The following is a 17,961-nucleotide window of genomic DNA, read 5'->3' as shown; positions in this document are numbered from 1 at the left end:
GGGAAATCGCGTCCGTGCTGGAGTGTTGTCCGGCGAGCGGCCATAAAAGGCGAAGTTTCGACATTAATAACAACTTCAGATTGAATTAGCTGCGCGTTGCGGTAACATGGATCTTGCAAGCAGCTCCTGACTGCCGGTCATTGGCACCCACCCACCTGCCACCATCCACCCATGAACGCTCCGTGTAGCACCGACCGGCAGTCAGGCCTGCTTGCAGGCTTGCGGGACGGGGGTGGACAGGTCCTGACCACTACGGTCGTCGCTGCCCCCGATCCGTGCTATCCTCCGCGTCGGGAACAGGAACGCAAGGTTGGTTGGAGGGTATTCCATGAAGTATCGCATCATTGCGGCGCTATTGATTTCCGCGCTCTCGGGTCCGGTGGCGGCCCAGTTCGTTCCGTCCGCGGAATCGCTTGAAGGCCTTTACCCTGGGAAAACTTATTCGCCCTACGCGAAGCGGCCGTTCCCGAGCCGGGTCTTCTGGGGCGAGTCCCATTTACACACGGCCCTGTCTCCCGATGCCGGCCTTTTTGGCAATACCCTCGGCCTCGACGAGGCCTACCGCTTCGCCCGCGGGGAGGAGGTGACCTCGGCCACGGGCCTGCCGGTCCGGCTCGCGAGGCCGCTCGACTGGATGGCTGTCGCGGATCATTCCGACATGATGGGCTTCGCACCTGATCTCTTTGGCGGCGCGCCCGCGATCGTCGATACCGAGCAGGGCCGACGGTGGTACGAAGGCCTCCAGGAAGGCGGCGAGGCCGCTTCCAGCGCGGCGCTCGATCTCATCACGACCTTTGCCCAGGCGAAGCTCGACCCCAATCTCCTCGCGGCCTACTCGCCCGGTTCCAGCGCCTACAATGCCATCTGGGAGGACGTGATCGAAGCGGCCGAGAAATACAACGATCCGGGCGTGTTCACGACCTTCATCGGCTATGAGTGGACCTCGCTCGTCAAGGGCAACAACCTGCATCGGAACGTCATACTACGCGACGGATCCCGCCGGGCCGAGCAGGTGCTGCCGATGGTCACCCAAGAGCCGTTCGGCAGCACCGATCCGCTCGACCTCTATGCCTGGCTCGAAAACTACGAGGCCAAGACCGGCGGCCGCGCTCTCGCGATTGCCCACAACGGCAATCTGTCGAACGGGCTGATGTTCCCGATCGAAGCGCAGTACACCGGCGCCGCCGTCGACGAGAACTACGTCACGCTGCGCAACAAGTGGGAGCCGCTCTACGAGGTCACCCAGATCAAGGGCGATGGCGAGACGCACCCCGTCCTCAGCCCGGCTGACGAGTTCGCGGATTTCGAGACCTGGGATGCCGGCAACCTCGACCTGTCGGAGGCCAAGACCGATGCGATGTTGCCCGCCGAATATGCCCGTGAGGCGCTGAAGCAGGGTCTTGCTCTCGAAGAGAAGCTCGGGACGAATCCCTACAAGTTCGGGATGGTCGGCTCCACCGACAGCCACACCTCTCTCGCCACCGCGGACGAGGACAATTACTTCGGCAAGTCGACAAGTGCCGAACCCTCGCCCAAGCGGATGAGCCATGCGTTTGCGGAGACCGACAAGGGCGTCTTCCCGGGATGGTCGCTGTCCGCCTCGGGCTATGCGGGGGTTTGGGCAACCGAGAACACGCGCGAAGCAATCTGGGACGCGATGGCGCGCAAGGAGGTCTACGCGACGACCGGACCGCGCATGATGGTGCGGTTCTTCGGCGGCTGGGATTTCACCGAAACCGACCTTCGGTCGCGGCAGCCCGCGTTCCGCGGCTACGGCGACGGCGTGCCAATGGGCGGCGACCTCAAGCCCGCGCCCGACGGCGCCGGAGCACCGACCTTCATGGTCTATGCCCTGCGCGATCCGATCGGCGCCAATCTCGACCGCATCCAGATCGTCAAGGGCTGGCGCGAAGCGGATGGAACCCTGAGCGAAAAGGTCTATGACGTCGCATGGTCGGACGGCCGCGAACCGGGCGATGACGGCAAGTTGCCCCCCGTCGGCAACACCGTCGATCTCGAGGCGGCAAGCTGGACGAACACGATCGGCGCGGCCGAGCTTGGCACCGTCTGGACCGATCCGGAGTTCGATCCGTCGCAAAGGGCGTTCTATTACGCCCGTGTGATCGAGATCCCGACGCCTCGGTGGGTGGTGTACGACGCGGTCCGCTTCGGGGTCGAGATCCCGGAGGACGCGACGACCACGCTTCAGGAGCGGGCCTATACCTCGCCGATCTGGTACACGCCGGCCGGCTGACGTCCCGACCGACGCCCGCGCCGCCGTCTCCGGAAAGGCGGACGCGGGCGCCGGCACGATCTCGGATGTGGATCGCCCCCCTTGCGGAGTCCCGCCAGTTTCAGGATAAGAGGCCGGAACCAGATGGAGTTTGCCCATGCGCGCGCGCATCTATCAGCCGGCCCGCAACGCCATGCAGTCGGGGACAGCGAAGACGAGGCAGTGGCTGCTGGAATTCACACCCGCCGAGGCGCGCGAGGTCGATCCCCTGATGGGCTGGACCGGTTCGGGCGACACCCAGGCCCAGGTCCGGCTCAGGTTCGACAGCCGCGAGGCGGCCGAGGACTACGCCCGCGCCAATGGCCTCGACTATGTCGTGAGCGAGCCGCATAAGCGCAAGCCCAACATCCGCGCGCGCGGCTACGGCGAGAACTTCGCGACCGACCGCAAGAGTGCGTGGACGCACTGAGCGTTGCGGATGCGGGCATAAATCTGCCAAACGGGTGGCGTTGTTGCGCAATTCGCGGTTGAGGCTTGACTACCCCTTTCCCCGGCTCGGTCAGGCCACGCGGATGATCTCGACGGCGCCGAGGGCGTAGAAGCGGTTCATGAGAGCGATGCGGTTGTCGATTTCGGCGGTCTGGCGATAGGGGTCTCGTGCAGCGATTCGTTCTCCGAAAGATTTGAGGCAGCGTGTCCTGGCTTCGATACGGCTGCGGGTATGGTATCCGGACTATCGCTTCCAGAACGCCCTGCCGTAGTGCCGCGTGGAGCGCAGGGTTTCATTGGGGGCCCGGGCCGCCGGGCAGGCCTCTTTCCATGGCCGCCCGTTCTTGCGGATCGGTATGATCGCAGTGGCCCGGCGCGCGATGGTGGCGGTGTGGCACCGGCGGGTGCCGTAGGCGCCGTCCGCGGTCACGGTGGCGATCTCTTCGTCCTCGAGGAGCTGATCGGGAAAGGGGTCATCATGCCTCAGGCGTGAGTTGCGCAACAACGCCGATCAACGCCTCGCCGCAGCACAATATCATGCGGGATCCTTTCGGCCTCAGATGATGAGAAGCGCATTCCGGTCAACGAGAAATCTCTCGGAAAGGGGAAGGCTCGCGGCCCCAAGGGCGCGCGCATCGCTCCCGATCGTGCCCTCGCGGATCGCCGGCAGATCGATCCCGGAGTGCTTCATCCCGGCCAGGCTGGCGCTGACGCGGCACACCAGATCGGAGCGGATCGCCTCGGGCATCCAGCCGTCGATCATCGCGCATTCGAAGTCGATCAGGTTGGACGAGGACAGGATCGCGTGGGCCAGCCCGGCCGCCGCCTCGTCGAGCCACGGATCGAGCACGCCCGATGGTAACTCCCAAGAGACAGGATTCTCCCAGATCTCGGCGCCGTTGAACCCCTGATCGACGAGCGCCTTTTCCAACTCTGCGAGCGAGGCGACATCGATAAGCTGACACAGTTCGCCCGACTTTCGCTGGACCGGCATCGAACCCAGGGCCGCCGCGTTGCCGGTGCGCCCGGTATAGAGGCTGCCGCCCAGCACCAGGCCACCGCCAACAAAGAACCCTATGAAGAAATAGAGGAAATCCTGCAGATTGTCGTTGTCACCGAAGACAAGTTCCGCTCCGCATGCCGCCGAGGCGTCGTTGCGCAGATAGACCGGAAATTCGCAGATCGCCGCGATCTCTGCCGCGATGTCGCGCTGGCGCCATTCGTCCATCTCGGCTTGACTCACCCCGAGCGCCGCCGCCCAGTCCCATAGCCGGAAGGGGATAGCGATGCCGAGCCCCGAAACCCGGCCGCGCTCGGTCGGCGTCAACTGGTCGAGGAGTTGGCCAACCGCGACACTAGCAAAGCGCACCACGCCGTCTGGTGTCGGAAAGCGGTGGGTCAGCCGGGCGCGCGACCGCACCCGCCCAAGGAAGTCGGCAAGGATCAGGTCTAGGCTGCGCCGCCCTACCTTGAGGCCGAAAAAGAACGCGCCCTCCGCCATCAGATGCATCGGTACCGACGGCTGGCCGACCTTGCCGCGGACCGGCTCGCCCTTGCCGAGAAGGCCATCCGCCTCCAGCGCCCGCATGATGACCGAGACGGTCTGCGCTGAAAGCCCGGTCATGCGCGCGATCTCGGCCTTGGCCAGCGGGCCCTTCTGGCGGATAAGCGTCAGGACGATCCGCTCGTTATGGGCGCGCATTCCGCTTTGGTTGGAACCGCGCGTCGCGCCGACTGCGGCGGATGGGTCATTTATTCTCATGGCCTGGTGTCTTCGGTCGTTCGCTGTCGTTTTGCCTGACTTTTCTGGAAGCGTGGTGGTTGTCGAGGGTGATGTCAATATTAATTCACTATGATTTATTTATTGACACCTCCAACGAGAATCGGCTTACCTAGCTCAAAGGGAGCGGGTCGATCCGTTGCGGCGGGCATTGCGCGCGCATCCGGGCCCTGAAGTCAGTTTCTAGGGAGGAACGTCATGAAGATGAAATCGAAGCTCTATTTAGCCTGCGCCCTTTCCGGCCTCGTCCTGGCCGCCGGGACCGCGCAGGCCGAAACCGGCGCCTGCCTCATCACCAAGACCGACACCAACCCGTTCTTCGTAAAGATGAAGGAAGGGGCGCAGGCCGGAGCCGACGCAAACGGCATCTCGCTCCAGACCTTCGCGGGCAAGATCGATGGCGACGTCGAGACCCAGATCGCCGCGGTCGAATCCTGCATCGCGTCGGGCGTCAAGGGAATCCTGATCACGCCGTCCGACAGCCGCGCGCTGGCTCCGGTGGTGACGCAGGCCCGCGAGGCCGGCGCTCTCGTCATCGCGCTCGACACGCCGTTTGAGCCGGCCGACACCGCCGACGCGACCTTCGCGACCGACAACTTCAAGGCCGGCGAACTTATCGGCCAATGGGCAAAGGCCAAGCTCGGCGAAGAGGCGGCGAATGCCAAGATCGCGCTTCTGGATCTCAACCCTTCCGAGGTTTCGGTCGACTACCTGCGCGACGGCGGCTTCCTGCAAGGCTTCGGCATCGACATCAAGGATCCAACCGATATCGGCGACGAGGACGATCCGCGTATCGTCGGCCATGACGTGACCGATGGCAACGAGGAAGGCGGCCGTACCGCGATGGAGAACCTTCTTCAGAAGGATCCCGAAATCAACGTCGTCTACACCATCAACGAACCTGCCGCCGCCGGTGCCTACGAGGCCCTGAAAGCCGTTGGTCGGGAAAGCGACGTGTTGATCGTATCGGTCGACGGCGGTTGCCCGGGCGTGCAAAACATCGCCGATGGCGTGATCGGCGCCACCTCTATGCAGTTCCCGCTGCTGATGGCGTCGAAGGGTATCGAGGCGATCAAGGCCTTTGCCGAAACCGGCGCCAAGCCGGAGAACACCGAAGGTCTAGACTTTTTCAACACCGGCGTGGAACTGATCACGGATGATCCGGTCGACGGCATACCATCGCTGACCTCGGCCGAAGGACTGGAGAAATGCTGGGGCTGAGCGCCCAGCCACTGCAGACCGACGGGGGGCGGCGCGCTCCGCCCCCTGATCCCGACCGGGATCTCCAAGCGTCTTTGACCGCAATGCATCCGGAGTTCGCACTCCATCGCTGCAGGAGTTTGTCATGACCGAAGAATCCGTGACGGCGCGCAAGGGCCAGGGTTTCGAAACCACGCTCGATCAGAGCGACACCCGGGTCGCGAGTTTCGAGCATCGCGGCGCCGGGCCTCTGGACCGGGTCCAGCGTGCCCTGCATGGCAACCCGACGCTGGTGCCGGTGCTCGTTCTGGTGGTGAGCATCGCCGTGTTCAGCCTGCCCATGGTCACGGACGGCAAGTTTCTGACCGCCTTCAACCTCTCGCTGGTGATGCAGCAAGTCTCGATCATCGGCATCCTCGCCGCGGCGCAGACACTTGTGATCCTGACCGCCGGCATCGACCTGTCGGTCGGTGCGCTCATGGTCTTCGCCGCGGTCGTGATGGGCATGGTCGGCGTCGACGCGGGTTTGCCGGCGCCGATCGCAATCCTCGCGGGCTTCGTCCTCGCGATCGCTTGCGGAGCGCTGAACGGCCTGCTCGTCACGCGGTTAAAGCTGCCGCCCTTCATCGTCACGCTGGGGACGTGGAGCGTCTACCTGTCGCTCCTGCGGCTCCTGACGGGCTCGCAATCCATCCGGTCGCAGGACATCGATGCCGAAGCGCCACTCCTGAAACTGTTCGGGCTGTTCATAAACCTCGGCGGCGCGCGGATCACCTTCGGCGTAATTCTCATGGTCCTGGTATTCGCGGCGCTCTGGTATGTGCTGAACAAGACGGCCTGGGGCCGCCATGTCTACGCCGTCGGTGACGACAAGGAGGCGGCAGAGCTTGCCGGCATCCGGACCGACCGGACGCTCATGGCGGTCTACATGCTCGCGGGCTTTATCTGCGCGATTGCCGCCTGGGCCTCGATCGGCCGCGTCGGCTCGATCTCGCCCAACGCCTTCGCCGAGGCAAATCTGCAGTCCATCACTGCGGTGGTGATCGGAGGTATCTCGCTCTTCGGAGGCCGCGGCTCGATCCTCGGGCCGCTCTTCGGCGCGCTCATTGTCGGCGTCTTCGAAAGCGGGCTGCGCCTCGCCGGGCTGGACGTGCAGTGGCAGGTCTTCGCCATCGGCTGGCTGATCATTCTGGCGGTCGCAATCGACCAGTGGATCCGGAGGGTTTCCGCATGACAACGACATCCGAACCAATCCTCAAGGCCCGTGGCATCGTCAAGCGCTATGGGCGGGTCACCGCGCTCGATCATGCCGACTTCGATCTCTATCCGGGTGAAATCCTCGCGGTGATCGGTGACAACGGCGCGGGCAAGTCCTCTCTGATCAAGGCGATCTCGGGCGCGATCACGATCGACGAAGGCGAGATGACGCTCGAAGGCAAGCCGATCCGCTTCGCCTCGCCGCTGGAGGCCCGCGATGCAGGGATCGAGACAGTCTACCAGACCCTGGCGCTCTCGCCCGCGCTTTCGATCACCGACAACATGTTCGTTGGTCGCGAGATCCGCAAGAAAGGTGTTCTCGGCGACGTGTTCAAGATGCTCGACCGCCGGGCTATGGAGGAATTCGCCCGCGCCAAACTGTCCGAACTCGGCCTGATGACGATCCAGAACATCAATCAGGCGGTTGAAACGCTGTCGGGGGGCCAGCGTCAAGGCGTCGCCGTGGCGCGCGCAGCAGCCTTCGGCTCGAAGGTCATCATCCTTGACGAACCAACGGCGGCACTGGGTGTGAAGGAATCGCGCAAAGTGCTGGAACTCATCCTCGACGTACGTTCCCGCGGGATTCCGATCGTCCTGATCAGCCACAACATGCCTCATGTCTTCGAGGTCGCCGATCGAATCCATGTCCACCGCCTCGGCCGCAGGCTCTGCACGATCGGACCGAAGGACTACACGATGTCTGACGCGGTCGCCTTCATGACCGGCGCGAAGGAGCCACCGCAGGATAATGCGAGCAAATGACAGACGTCAGCCGAAGCGACTTGGCAGATAGGATCCGGGCCTGCGGGGCAGGCCGCCCCCGGATCCTCGTCGCGATTGCGGGCTCGCCGGGCTCGGGCAAGTCGACCCTTGCGGCGGAGCTCGCACTAGAGCTTGGCCACACAGCCGCAGCTGTGCCGATGGACGGTTTCCACCTCGACAACGACGAGCTGCAACGCCGCGGGCTTCTGCATCGCAAGGGCATGCCTGAGACCTTTGATGTCGCTGCATTCCATGCGCTGCTCGTGCAGCTAACGGCAGGCGGTGCCGTAAGGTATCCCACCTTTGACCGTGCTGCGGATCGTGTTGTCGAGGGGGGCGGCGTAGTTGAAGCATCGGTCCGTTTCGTGGTCGTTGAGGGCAACTATCTTCTGCTCGACGAGCCGGGATGGTCGTCTTTGCATGAACTTTGGGACCTCACGATCCGGCTGGACGTGCCACCCTCGGAGTTGAAGCAACGGTTGCTCCGCCGCTGGCTCGATCAAGGACTCAGTCGCGACGAAGCCCTACGGCGTGCGCTTGATAATGATCTGGCCAATGCCGAACGCGTCGCTCGGCACTCCCGGCCAGCCGATCTGGTTCTGGTTTGACCTCACCGCGGGGCTCGGGGCATATGCGAGCGGCGCGTGTAACCGGTTCGAGGACCGGTTCGGTCGGCCGGGCAACAACAAGGGCAGTGTCGAAGGTGTGATTGGCTTCGAGCACAGGAATTTTCTGGTGCCCATGCCCCTTTTCGAGAGCTTTGAGGCGACGAACGCCTGTCAGGAGGTGCAATGCCTCAGGCACTAGGCCAGGGCCGAAACGATCCTCGAACGACGAAAGGAGATCAAAGCCAGGACCATTGAGAACCGCCGCTTGCTGCATCGACAGACTGCGACGCAAACTGAAACCTCAGCGAGCTAGGCCGTCCGTTCGAGATCAACGGCTCGTGTTGCAAATCATCTGACGACGGACAAGCGGAACGGCAAGCGTTTGATCATAGGCTGAGGCTATGAATCCGCCCTGCCTACTTGAAGCCATGTTGTTTTGATACCGCTGTGTCGGGTTTCGGTTGTGTTTGCGAGGGGGCAGCCAGCGTATCACGCCAGCGCAGTTCAGTGGCGAGTTCACGACTGGCTGGCTGGCCTTCGCCCCGAACCATGGAAACAAGCATCCGTGCGGCTTCTCGACCCATTTCGCGGTGTGGAACATGAACCGTGGTCAGCGCCGGCACAATAACGCTCGCCAATTCGATGTCGTCGAACCCGGTTACTGAGACGTCTTCCGGCACCCGAATACCCATCGCTCTCGCTTGGCGTATGGCGCCTGCGGCAAGAACATCATTGCCGCACATGACCACGGTCGGGCGTTGTTCGCGATCCATCAATCTGACAAAAGCCTCGGCCCCGAAATCGATCCCGTAGGGCGTTTCGATTAAGTCGTAAGAGTCGGGATCGAGTCCGGCCTTACGCATCGCCAGACGAATGCCCTCCACCCGTGCGCTGGCACGGTCGTTGGCGCTTTGTTCGGCAGAGATGACGGCAATACGCCGGTGACCCAGCGCGATCACCTCGCTTGCCAGCATCTCCATTGCGCGCCGGTTGTCGAAACCGACCGATACCTGGGGCTCCTGCGGATCGTAGACCCATGCGATAAGGGTAGGGATTCCGTGCTGCTGCAGAAAACTGTAGATGTCTGGGCTGCGGTGATGGCCGATGAGCAAGAGCCCCTCGGCGCCGCGTGCCGTGAGTGCCCGGATCTGATCTTCCTCGATATCCAGCCGGTAGGACGAGCTGGCGACGAGCAGGGTGATGCCGTGCTTGCCCAGCTCTTCCTGAAAGGCTTGGAGCGCGCGAGCGAAGATCGCGTTTTCCATTGTGGGGATGATCGCGCCGAAAGTGTCGGTGCGTTTGGCCGCAAGCACTCGGGCGCCAAAGTTCGGCGCGTAACCCAGCTCGCGCACGGCCTGCATGACGCGCTCGCGGGTCGCCGCCGTTACCTGGCCGGGCGAGTTCAGGCAACGCGAGACTGTCGCCGTCGAGACCCGTGCACGTTCTGCCACGTCCTCGAGCGTCGGAGCCGATGTCGCTGACCTGGTCGTGCCGGAACCCATCGTATTTTCCTTTCCAACCCGCGGCCGGCTGTGTCGTACCGACCGCAAGTGTTCGTCAGGATAAGCCAGCGAGTGCCGAAATGTAAGGGCTTGCAAAATTTCATGTAAGCGCTTACATTGAGTCGAAATCGATGAAGACAGGAGCATTTCGATGGCCTTGGGATTGGCGGCCGGCCTCTTCGCGATCTTCGTTGCCAACGTCGTGCTCGGAGCGATGTCAGGCGCCAAGTTCCTTGGCGATGTTTCCGAGATGCTTGTCTTGTTCGCTGCGTCGATCGCATTCGTTGCATCGATCTTGCGCCGCGAGGCGGCCGCGAAAGCCACCAAGGATAACTAACGCCAAATAGGGAGGAAGGCATGGGACTCAAGAGCGACGAACTGAAGTCGGCAGAGCGGCGGAACTTTCTGAAGCTCGCCAGCACGGGCAGCTTTACCGCCGCTGTCGTCGCCGGGGCAGGAGGGACCCTCTGGTCTGACGAGGCCTCAGCGCAAACCGCCAACGAGGAACGTGAGCGCGAGGCGGCCGCCGAGCACGTCATGACTCTTGCGACGGCCTATGTGCTGACGGCCGACCGCAGCTATCCGATCATGCAGCTCGATCTGAAAGAGAACGTCCAGAACGCAACCGATGGCAAGGTCTACGTCAAGCTTGCGCCCGGTGGCCAGCTTGGCGCTGGCGGTGCCCTGGCCCAGGGGGTGCAGACCGGCACGATTCAGTGCGCGCAGCACTCGTTGTCGAATTTCGCGCCTTTCGCAAGTGTCGTCGACCTGATCAACCTGCCGTATTTCTGCGGGTCTAACCAGCGTTTCGAAAACCTCATTTCGTCCGAGGCATGGCGGGCAGAGGTCAATCCGAAGGTCGAGGCTTCGGGTTTCAAGGCGCTCTTCTATGTGAACATCGACCCACGCGTCGTGGCGATGCGGAAGGGCGGGGCTGGTCCGGTCCTGTCGCCTTCGGATCTGTCGGGCGTCAAGTTCCGCGTGCCGGGGTCGGAGATGCTTCAGCAATATTACCGGATGGTTGGGGCCAATCCGACGCCGGTCGCCTGGGGCGAGACGCCGTCGGCGATCAAGCAGGGCGTGGCCGATGCGCTCGACCCGTCCGTGGGCGCGCTCTACGTTTTCGGCTTCAAGGACATCCTGAGCCACATCACCTTCACCCAGGCGGTGCCGGACAGCCAGATCTACTCGATGAACCTCGAATGGTTCAACAGCCTGCCGAGCGACGTGCAGGAAGGCATCATGTTCGCGGGCTCGATCACTCGCCAGCAGAACCTCGCCAAAGTGCCGGCGGCACGCAATTACGCGATGTCAGAATTGCGCAAGGCCGGCGTCGAGTTCCATTCCCTCACCGAGGACCAGCTCGGCGAGTGGCAGGAGGCTGGCGGCTACCAGCGCTCCGAATGGGACAAGTTCAAGACTGATTTGGCCGGCTCGATGGATGTCTTCGCCAAGCTCGAAGAAGCGGCGAGCACCCAGGGGCGTTTCTACGTTCACGACGCCTGATCCAAGAAAGGTTACCGGGTCGGTGCGATCCACGCCGACCCGGTGCCATCCACGGTCTGACAGACAACGAACCTGACGAAGCGCCGGCGCCCCCGAGGCGACCGGCGACGGGAGGAGCATATGCCACGCATTCTTGATGCCCTGAACCGCAACGCGGAGCGATGGGCGCTCCTTGTCTTCTACGTGATGCTCGTGATCACCATGTTCATCGAGGTGCTTCGGCGCGAGATCCTGTCCTACTCATCGATTTGGGGCGAGGAGATCGTGCGCTATTCGTTCATCTACCTTGCATGGATCGGTGCGGCCTCTGCGGTCCGCGAGCGCGGCCACATACGGATCGACGTGATCCTCCAGTATGTCGGGCGACGGATGAAGGCGCTCCTCTACATCTTCGGCGACATCGTGATGTTCGCCGTCGCGCTGGTCGCGCTCTATTGGTCGTTCGAGACCGTCATCGTTTCCGCGAAGTTCGGCTCGGTGACGCACGGGCTTCGCATCAGTCAGGTATGGTTCCTGTCGGCCGTGCCGATCGGCTTCGCACTCGTCAGCTTCCGCCTCGTCCAGTCGTTCCTTCGCGACCTATCCGACCTTCGACACGGGCGGTCCGTGTACGAGGGCGACAAGCTATTCGATTGAGGGACAGCCGATGCTTTGGAACCAGCTTCAGGAACAGACCGTCGAGCTTGGCTGGGACTTCTACGGTCCGGTCCTCCTGTTCATCGTGCTTGTGGCGCTGGCCGTTCCCGTCTGGGCCGCGATCGGCGCGTCGGCGATCCTCATGCTGCTCATTTCGGGCGCGTTGCCGCTATCGCTTGTAGGCGAAAGCCTCTTTCATGGTATCGACCACTTCGCACTCACGGCGGTGCCGCTTTTCATCCTGACCGGCGACGTTCTGGTCCGGACGGGGCTCAGCCGCAAGTTCCTCGACGTGGCCGAGGCGCTGACGCAGTTCGCCAAGGGCGGCTTCGGCTCGGCCACGGTGCTTGTGTGCGGAATGTTCGCGGCGATTTCCGGTTCGGACGCGGCGGGCGCCGCGGCGGTGGGGCGGATGACGATCGACCGGCTGGTCGAATCCGGTTACCCGCGGCCCTATGCCTGTGCTCTGGTCGCCGCCGGGGCCTGCACCGGCATCCTTATCCCGCCGTCGATTGCCTACATCATCATTGGTCTCGTTCTGGGCATCTCGGCCTCGACCCTGTTCCTTGCCGCTGTAATTCCTGGTCTCGCGATCCTCTTTTCGATCCTCGCCACGAACATCATCATGAACCGCCTCTACGGCTGGGAAGGTGGCGGTAACATGGCCTTCTCGGAATGGACGGGCCGGCTCGGAACCGCGCTCAAGTCGGGCTGGTATGCGTTCATCGTGCCCGGAATCATTTTCTACGGCATCTTTTCCGGGCGGCTCACGCCGACAGAAGCCGGTGCGACGGCGGTCGTCGTCACGATCCTCATGGGCTTCATCCTTGGTACGCTGAAACTGTCAGACTTCCCGGCGATGCTGGTGAGTTCGGCAAAGGTGAACGGCGTCATCCTGCCGATCATCGCGTTTTCTCTGCCTCTCGCGCAGGCGCTCGCGATCCTTGGTGTGCCGCAGGGTTTCGTCTCTGCCGCGACATCGGTGAGCGAGGAACCGTGGGTGCTGATCCTGATGATGGTGGGGATCCTGATCGCCGCCGGCTGCGTGATGGAGACGACGCCCAATATCGTGATCCTGGCGCCGATCCTTAAGCCCCTGGCCGACAACATCGGCATGAACGAGATCCAGTTCTGCATCATGATGATCACGGCGCTGGGCGTCGGCTTCATCACGCCGCCGCTCGGGCTCAATCTCTTCGTCGTCTCGGGCCTCACCGGCGAGTCGATCCTCAAGATCGCGTGGCGTGCGGTTCCCTTCGTCATCTTCATGCTGATCGTCACGCTCTTCATCGCCTACCTGCCGGTGATCTCGACGACGCTTCTTCCTGACATCTACAAATAGGACCTGGACTCATGGCGAGAGAGTATCTCAAGAAGGCAAAGCTCCACTCCCGCAGTGACGCCTCGGAAACCAAGCGTATCGTCCGGGAGATTCTCGACACGATCGAGGCCGGTGGAGACACCGCGGCTCTCGACTATGCCAAGAAGTTCGACAAGTACGATGGCGAGATCATTCTGTCGCCCGAGGCGATCGCGGCCGCAACAGCAGAAGTGCCCGAGAAGCTTCGCCGCGACATCGCCTTCAGCCACGCCAACGTGAAGAAGTTCGCCGAGGCGCAGCTCTCGACCGTAGCCGATTTCGACACCGAAGTGGTTCCCGGCCTTGTCGCCGGGCAGAAGGCGATCCCGGTCAATGCCGCAGGGTGCTACGTTCCCGGAGGGCGCTACAGCCATATCGCAAGCGCCATCATGACGGTAACGACCGCCAAGGTCGCCGGGTGCAAGAACATCGTCGCCTGCTCGCCACCGAGGCCAGACGTCGGGATCGCGCCGGCGATCATCTACGCGGCCCATATCTGCGGCGCCGACAAGATCCTCGCGATGGGCGGGGTGCAGGGTGTTGCCGCGATGACGTTCGGCCTGTTCGGGCTGCCGAAGGCAAACATCCTCGTCGGACCGGGTAACCAGTTTGTCGCCGAGGCCAAGCGCATGCTGTTCGGGCGCGTCGGCATCGACATGATAGCCGGTCCGACCGACAGCCTGATCCTCGCCGACAGTTCAGCCGATCCGATGGTCGTGGCGACCGATCTGGTTGGTCAGGCGGAGCACGGCTACAACTCGCCGGTCTGGCTTGTCACCGACGATCGCGCGATTGCCGAAGAGGTGATGCGGCTGGTGCCGCTTCTGATCGACGATCTGCCCGAGGTGAACCGCGAGAACGCTGCGGCCGCATGGCGCGACTACGCCGAAGTTATCGTCTGCGCGGACCGCGAGGAAATGGCGGCGACATCGGACGACTACGCGCCCGAGCATCTGACGGTGCAGGCCAAGGATCTCGACTGGTGGCTTGGCCGGCTGTCCTGCTACGGCTCGCTGTTCCTCGGTGAAGAGACGACGGTCGCCTTCGGTGACAAGGCGTCGGGCACCAACCACGTTCTGCCGACATCTGGCGCGGCCAGCTACACCGGAGGGCTCAGCGTCCACAAGTATATGAAGATCGTGACCTGGCAACGCGCCACGCGCGATGGGGCCAAACCAGTCGCCGAGGCAACAGCCCGCATCGCGCGGCTGGAGGGGATGGAGGGTCACGCCCGCACGGCTGACATTCGGCTGAAAAAGTATTTTCCCGATGAAGAGTTCGACCTGACCGCCGATGCCTGACGCCGCGCGCATATCCGGACTCTTGGACCTGTCCGGCCGGGTGGCGTGCGTCACGGGCGCCAGTTCGGGGCTTGGCCGTCGTGCGGCCACGGTGCTGGCGGCAGCCGGTGCGCGCGTTATCGGGGTCGCGCGGCGGGCGGACGTGCTCGATGCCTGGCGATCCGAGGTAGCGGGTGAAACCGCTGCGGTCGCACATGATCTCTCCGATCGCACATCAGTGCCGGCACTCGCCGAGAAAGTGGCCGCGCCCTTTGGCGCACCTGACATCGTCGTGCATGCCGCCGGGATCAACACGCGGCAGACGGCTGATGACGTGACCGCCGAGGGCTGGGACGCGACATTGAACCTGAACCTCGCAATCCCGTTCTTTCTGAGCCAGAAGCTTGTGCCGGCGATGAAGGAGAAGGGCTGGGGCCGCATCGTCACCTTCGCTTCGCTTCAGACGACGCGTGCCTTTCCCGGCGGGCTCGCCTATGGCGCGTCGAAGGGTGGCATCGCCCAGCTCACCCGTGCGATGGCCGAGGCGTGGTCGCGTCATGGCGTCAACGCGAACGCCATCGGTCCGGGATTCTTCCGCACGGAGCTGACGGCGCCGGTCTTTGCCGATCCCGAGCGCGCCGCTCGGAACGCCGCGCAAACCTGCATCGGGCGCAACGGCGAACCCGAGGATATCGACGGGCCGCTCTTGTTCCTCTGCTCCGCGGCATCTGCATATGTTACGGGACAGGTCCTCATGGTCGACGGAGGATTCACGGCAAAATGAAAGCGCTGGTCTACGAAGCCCCCGAGACGCTCACCTACCGTGACATGCCCGACCCGACACCAGGCCCGGGTGAGGAACTGATCCGGATCGAGGCGGTGGGCATCTGCGGCTCGGACATGCATGCCTATCTTGGCCATGACGAACGACGACCCGCGCCATTGATCCTCGGCCACGAGGCATCCGGCGTGATCACCGGCGGGCCGCGCGACGGGGAGCGGGTGACGATCAATCCGCTCGTGACCTGCGGTGCCTGCCCGGCCTGCCAGGCGGGGCGCGACAACCTCTGCGCCAGCCGGCAGATCATCTCGATGCCGCCGCGCGAAGGCGCCTTCGCCGAATGGGTGGCGATGCCGGCGCGCAATCTCGTAACCGTTCCGGACCACGTTTCCTTCGCCAAGGCCGCCCTGGCCGAGCCAATCGGCTGCGGCTGGCATGCAGTGCGGCTCGGCCGGGCAGCCCTCGGCGACACCGCAGGATCACCACGGGCATTGGTGCTCGGCGGAGGGGCAATCGGACTTGGCGGCGCGCTCAGCCTTTCCGCCCAAGGCATTTCCGATGTCACCGTGATCGAACCCAATCCGACCCGCCGGACCTATCTGCGCTACCGCTGCGGCCAGAACGCGATCGCGCCGGATCAGCTTGGCGCGGGTGACCTGTTCGACGTCGTCCTTGACGGCGTGGGCTTCGCCGCGACCCGCGCCACGGCGTCCAGACATGCCCGGCCCGGCGGCGTGATCCTGCATATCGGACTGGGCGAGAATGCCGGCGGGCTGGATGTCCGCCGGATGACGCTGCAAGAGATCGCCTTCATCGGCACATATACCTACACCGCCGAGGATTTCCGCCAGACCGCGGCGGCGATTTTCGACGGCCATCTCGGCGCGCTCGACTGGATCGACCAAAGACCACTCAGCGGCGGCGCCGCGAGTTTCGGCGAGATCCGATCCGGCACGGCGCCCGCGCCGAAGATCATACTTACACCCGGTGCCTGACCGCACCTCAAGTCCACGACAAGAGGAGAGGCCGTTGTACAAGAAGATCCTGATCCCCATGGCACTCGATCACGGTATAGGCATTTCCGCGATTGGGGTTGCCCGACATCTTCTTGATAAGGACGGGGAGATCGTTGCCCTTCACGTCTATGAAGCGCCGCAGGGCTCAGTCCGCACCTATCTCGACGAAGAAGCGGTGACCTCCGCCTTTCAGGCCGCCCGCGCGCGGCTGGAGCAGCGGGTGGCCGACCATAAAGACGTTACCCCGGTCATCCTCGCCGGGCATACCGGCCGCACAATCGCCGACTACGCTAACGAGATCGGCGCGGACTGTATCGTGATCGGATCGCACAAACCCGGTCTGAAGGACTATTTTCTCGGATCGACGGCTGCGCGGGTCGTGCGGCACGCACCCTGTTCGGTCCACGTCTTACGCTGACGGAGCGAACTTGGCCGGCTGACGCCCGTCAGACACAGCCATTCCATGAGGGAGCTCGACCACCGTGTCCATTCATGCTCGCATAACCGATGACCTGATCGCCAATGGCATTGGATTAGTCACAACCGTTCCGTGCAAGCAGCTTGCGGGGGTTATCGAAGAGGTCGAGCGACGCCCCGAAATTCTACATGTGCCCTCGAACAAGGAGGATGAGGGCATGGGCCTCTGTGCCGGCGCCTTCATGGGTGGCAAGCGACCTGCGATCATCATGCAGAACGCCGCAATCGGCGTGACCATCAACACGCTGGCCACGTTGATCCAGTTCTACCGGATTCCACTGCCGATGCTGATTTCCTATCGCGGTGAACTGCGTGAACCGGTTGCCTGTCAGGTTGAGATGGCGGTCCACACCAAGGCGTTGCTATCGCAGTTGCACATCCCGACCTATCACTTTCACAAGGAAACGGATGCCGACGAACTGGATGCGATCCTGAAATACACCTTCATGTGCAACAAGCCCGTCGCGATCCTGACCGACGCGTCATTCTGGGGAGGCTATGGAGACCAATGATCCGTTCCGATATCCTCAAGGACATCGCCCCCGTCATTCGCGACCAGCTTGTCGTCTGCAATATCGGCATCCCGAGCCAGGAACTGCACGCCATCGACGACCAGCCGTCGAATTTCTACATGCTCGGCACGATGGGGCTTGCATCGTCAATCGGTCTCGGGCTGGCGCTGGCCCAGGAGAAGAAGGTGATCGCCATCGACGGCGACGGTTCGGTCCTGACCAATCTCGGCACCTTGCCCACGATCGCCAACAACGCCGCGGACAATTACATCCTGTTGATCATCGATAATGGCTCTTACGGCTCGACCGGCGATCAGCCGACCTATGCCGGCAAGAAGACCTCGCTGACGGCTGTGGCGAAGGCCTGCGGCTGCGACAACGTGATCGAATGCAGAGCCGAGGACACCAAGGCGGCGCTGGAAGAGGCGCTTGCAGGTGGTCGCATGACCGTGATCGTCTGCAAATGCGAAAGCGGTAATGCCAAACACCCTGTGATCACCATGGACCCGGTCGTGATCCGCGACCGGTTCATGATGGTGGTCAGGTCTTGATCCGGCCGCGT

Annotated in this window: 18 protein-coding genes and 1 pseudogene; 16 read left to right on the top strand and 3 right to left on the bottom strand. The window is 63.2% G+C overall.

The genetic code is table 11. The features are described 5' to 3' along the window. Positions 1 to 328 precede the first annotated feature (328 nt). Positions 329 to 2,254 (top strand): DUF3604 domain-containing protein, encoded by a 1,926-nt coding sequence (locus R5H32_RS14425; protein WP_318339388.1) that lies wholly within the window; start codon positions 329 to 331, stop codon positions 2,252 to 2,254. Positions 2,255 to 2,390: 136 nt separating this feature from the next. Beyond that, positions 2,391 to 2,702 carry an ETC complex I subunit gene (locus R5H32_RS14420; protein ID WP_318339387.1) on the top strand — a complete coding sequence of 104 codons (312 nt, stop codon included), beginning with the start codon at positions 2,391 to 2,393 and terminating at the stop codon, positions 2,700 to 2,702. A gap of 90 nt (positions 2,703 to 2,792) precedes the next feature. On the opposite strand, the pseudogene R5H32_RS14415 reads toward R5H32_RS14420, so the two are convergent. Together R5H32_RS14415 and R5H32_RS14410 are read right to left on the bottom strand one after the other, a co-directional pair. Next, positions 2,793 to 3,185: pseudogene (locus R5H32_RS14415) on the bottom strand (transposase); the annotation flags it as partial. 93 nt (positions 3,186 to 3,278) lie between these two features. Further along, on the bottom strand, positions 3,279 to 4,424 hold the full coding sequence (locus tag R5H32_RS14410) for an ROK family transcriptional regulator (protein WP_318339386.1): 1,146 nt from the start codon (positions 4,422 to 4,424) through the stop codon (positions 3,279 to 3,281). A gap of 282 nt (positions 4,425 to 4,706) precedes the next feature. On the opposite strand from R5H32_RS14410, the gene R5H32_RS14405 reads away from it, so the two are divergent. The 4 genes from R5H32_RS14405 (at position 4,707) to R5H32_RS14390 (ending at position 8,329) form a co-directional block, all read left to right on the top strand. Continuing rightward, positions 4,707 to 5,723, top strand: coding sequence for a sugar ABC transporter substrate-binding protein (locus R5H32_RS14405; protein ID WP_318339554.1), 1,017 nt, complete (start codon positions 4,707 to 4,709; stop codon positions 5,721 to 5,723). A 124-nt stretch (positions 5,724 to 5,847) separates the two neighbouring features. Next, positions 5,848 to 6,936 carry an ABC transporter permease gene (locus R5H32_RS14400; protein WP_318339385.1) on the top strand — a complete coding sequence of 363 codons (1,089 nt, stop codon included), beginning with the start codon at positions 5,848 to 5,850 and terminating at the stop codon, positions 6,934 to 6,936. Further along, positions 6,933 to 7,721, top strand: coding sequence for an ATP-binding cassette domain-containing protein (locus R5H32_RS14395; RefSeq protein WP_318339384.1), 789 nt, complete (start codon positions 6,933 to 6,935; stop codon positions 7,719 to 7,721). The genes R5H32_RS14400 and R5H32_RS14395 overlap by 4 nt, the downstream gene beginning before the upstream one ends. Next, positions 7,718 to 8,329, top strand: coding sequence for a hypothetical protein (locus tag R5H32_RS14390; RefSeq protein WP_318339383.1), 612 nt, complete (start codon positions 7,718 to 7,720; stop codon positions 8,327 to 8,329). Before R5H32_RS14395 ends, R5H32_RS14390 begins: the two co-directional genes overlap by 4 nt. 416 nt (positions 8,330 to 8,745) lie before the next feature. On the opposite strand, the gene R5H32_RS14385 is transcribed toward R5H32_RS14390, so the two are convergent. Next, on the bottom strand, positions 8,746 to 9,831 hold the full coding sequence (locus tag R5H32_RS14385) for a LacI family DNA-binding transcriptional regulator (RefSeq protein WP_318339382.1): 1,086 nt from the start codon (positions 9,829 to 9,831) through the stop codon (positions 8,746 to 8,748). A gap of 151 nt (positions 9,832 to 9,982) precedes the next feature. Here R5H32_RS14385 and R5H32_RS14380 point away from each other — a divergent pair, with 151 nt between their 5' ends. From R5H32_RS14380 to comE, 10 genes are all read left to right on the top strand, one after another. Next, positions 9,983 to 10,168: a hypothetical protein gene (locus R5H32_RS14380; RefSeq protein WP_318339381.1), complete on the top strand. Its 186-nt coding sequence runs from the start codon at positions 9,983 to 9,985 to the stop codon at positions 10,166 to 10,168. Positions 10,169 to 10,188: 20 nt separating this feature from the next. After that, complete coding sequence (locus tag R5H32_RS14375) at positions 10,189 to 11,337, top strand: TRAP transporter substrate-binding protein (RefSeq protein ID WP_318339380.1); 1,149 nt, start codon at positions 10,189 to 10,191, stop codon at positions 11,335 to 11,337. A gap of 120 nt (positions 11,338 to 11,457) precedes the next feature. Continuing rightward, complete coding sequence (locus R5H32_RS14370; protein WP_318339379.1) at positions 11,458 to 11,973, top strand: TRAP transporter small permease; 516 nt, start codon at positions 11,458 to 11,460, stop codon at positions 11,971 to 11,973. Between the two features lie 10 nt (positions 11,974 to 11,983). Then, the gene (locus tag R5H32_RS14365) at positions 11,984 to 13,315 is read left to right on the top strand and encodes a TRAP transporter large permease (RefSeq protein WP_318339378.1); all 1,332 of its coding nucleotides are present in this window, start codon (positions 11,984 to 11,986) and stop codon (positions 13,313 to 13,315) included. 11 nt (positions 13,316 to 13,326) lie between these two features. Beyond that, positions 13,327 to 14,634, top strand: coding sequence for a histidinol dehydrogenase (gene hisD / locus R5H32_RS14360; RefSeq protein ID WP_318339377.1), 1,308 nt, complete (start codon positions 13,327 to 13,329; stop codon positions 14,632 to 14,634). Then, positions 14,627 to 15,397, top strand: a complete 771-nt coding sequence (locus R5H32_RS14355) for an SDR family NAD(P)-dependent oxidoreductase (protein ID WP_318339376.1) — start codon at positions 14,627 to 14,629, stop codon at positions 15,395 to 15,397. The genes hisD and R5H32_RS14355 overlap by 8 nt, the downstream gene beginning before the upstream one ends. Then, positions 15,394 to 16,389: a zinc-dependent alcohol dehydrogenase gene (locus R5H32_RS14350; protein WP_318339375.1), complete on the top strand. Its 996-nt coding sequence runs from the start codon at positions 15,394 to 15,396 to the stop codon at positions 16,387 to 16,389. Before R5H32_RS14355 ends, R5H32_RS14350 begins: the two co-directional genes overlap by 4 nt. A 34-nt stretch (positions 16,390 to 16,423) precedes the next feature. Then, positions 16,424 to 16,828, top strand: coding sequence for a universal stress protein (locus tag R5H32_RS14345; RefSeq protein WP_318339374.1), 405 nt, complete (start codon positions 16,424 to 16,426; stop codon positions 16,826 to 16,828). Positions 16,829 to 16,892: 64 nt separating this feature from the next. Then, entirely contained in the window at positions 16,893 to 17,399 is a 507-nt protein-coding gene (comD, locus tag R5H32_RS14340; protein ID WP_318339373.1) for a sulfopyruvate decarboxylase subunit alpha, read from the top strand. Further along, positions 17,396 to 17,950, top strand: coding sequence for a sulfopyruvate decarboxylase subunit beta (gene comE / locus R5H32_RS14335; RefSeq protein ID WP_318339372.1), 555 nt, complete (start codon positions 17,396 to 17,398; stop codon positions 17,948 to 17,950). The genes comD and comE overlap by 4 nt, the downstream gene beginning before the upstream one ends. The last annotated feature ends 11 nt before the right edge of the window (positions 17,951 to 17,961 follow it).

The organism is Defluviimonas sp. D31 (genome assembly GCF_033436765.1).
In the GTDB taxonomy this organism is placed as follows: Bacteria; Pseudomonadota; Alphaproteobacteria; order Rhodobacterales; family Rhodobacteraceae; genus Albidovulum.
The sequence above is the reverse complement of the archived record's forward strand: the minus strand, read 5'-3'. Positions and strand labels throughout refer to the sequence as shown.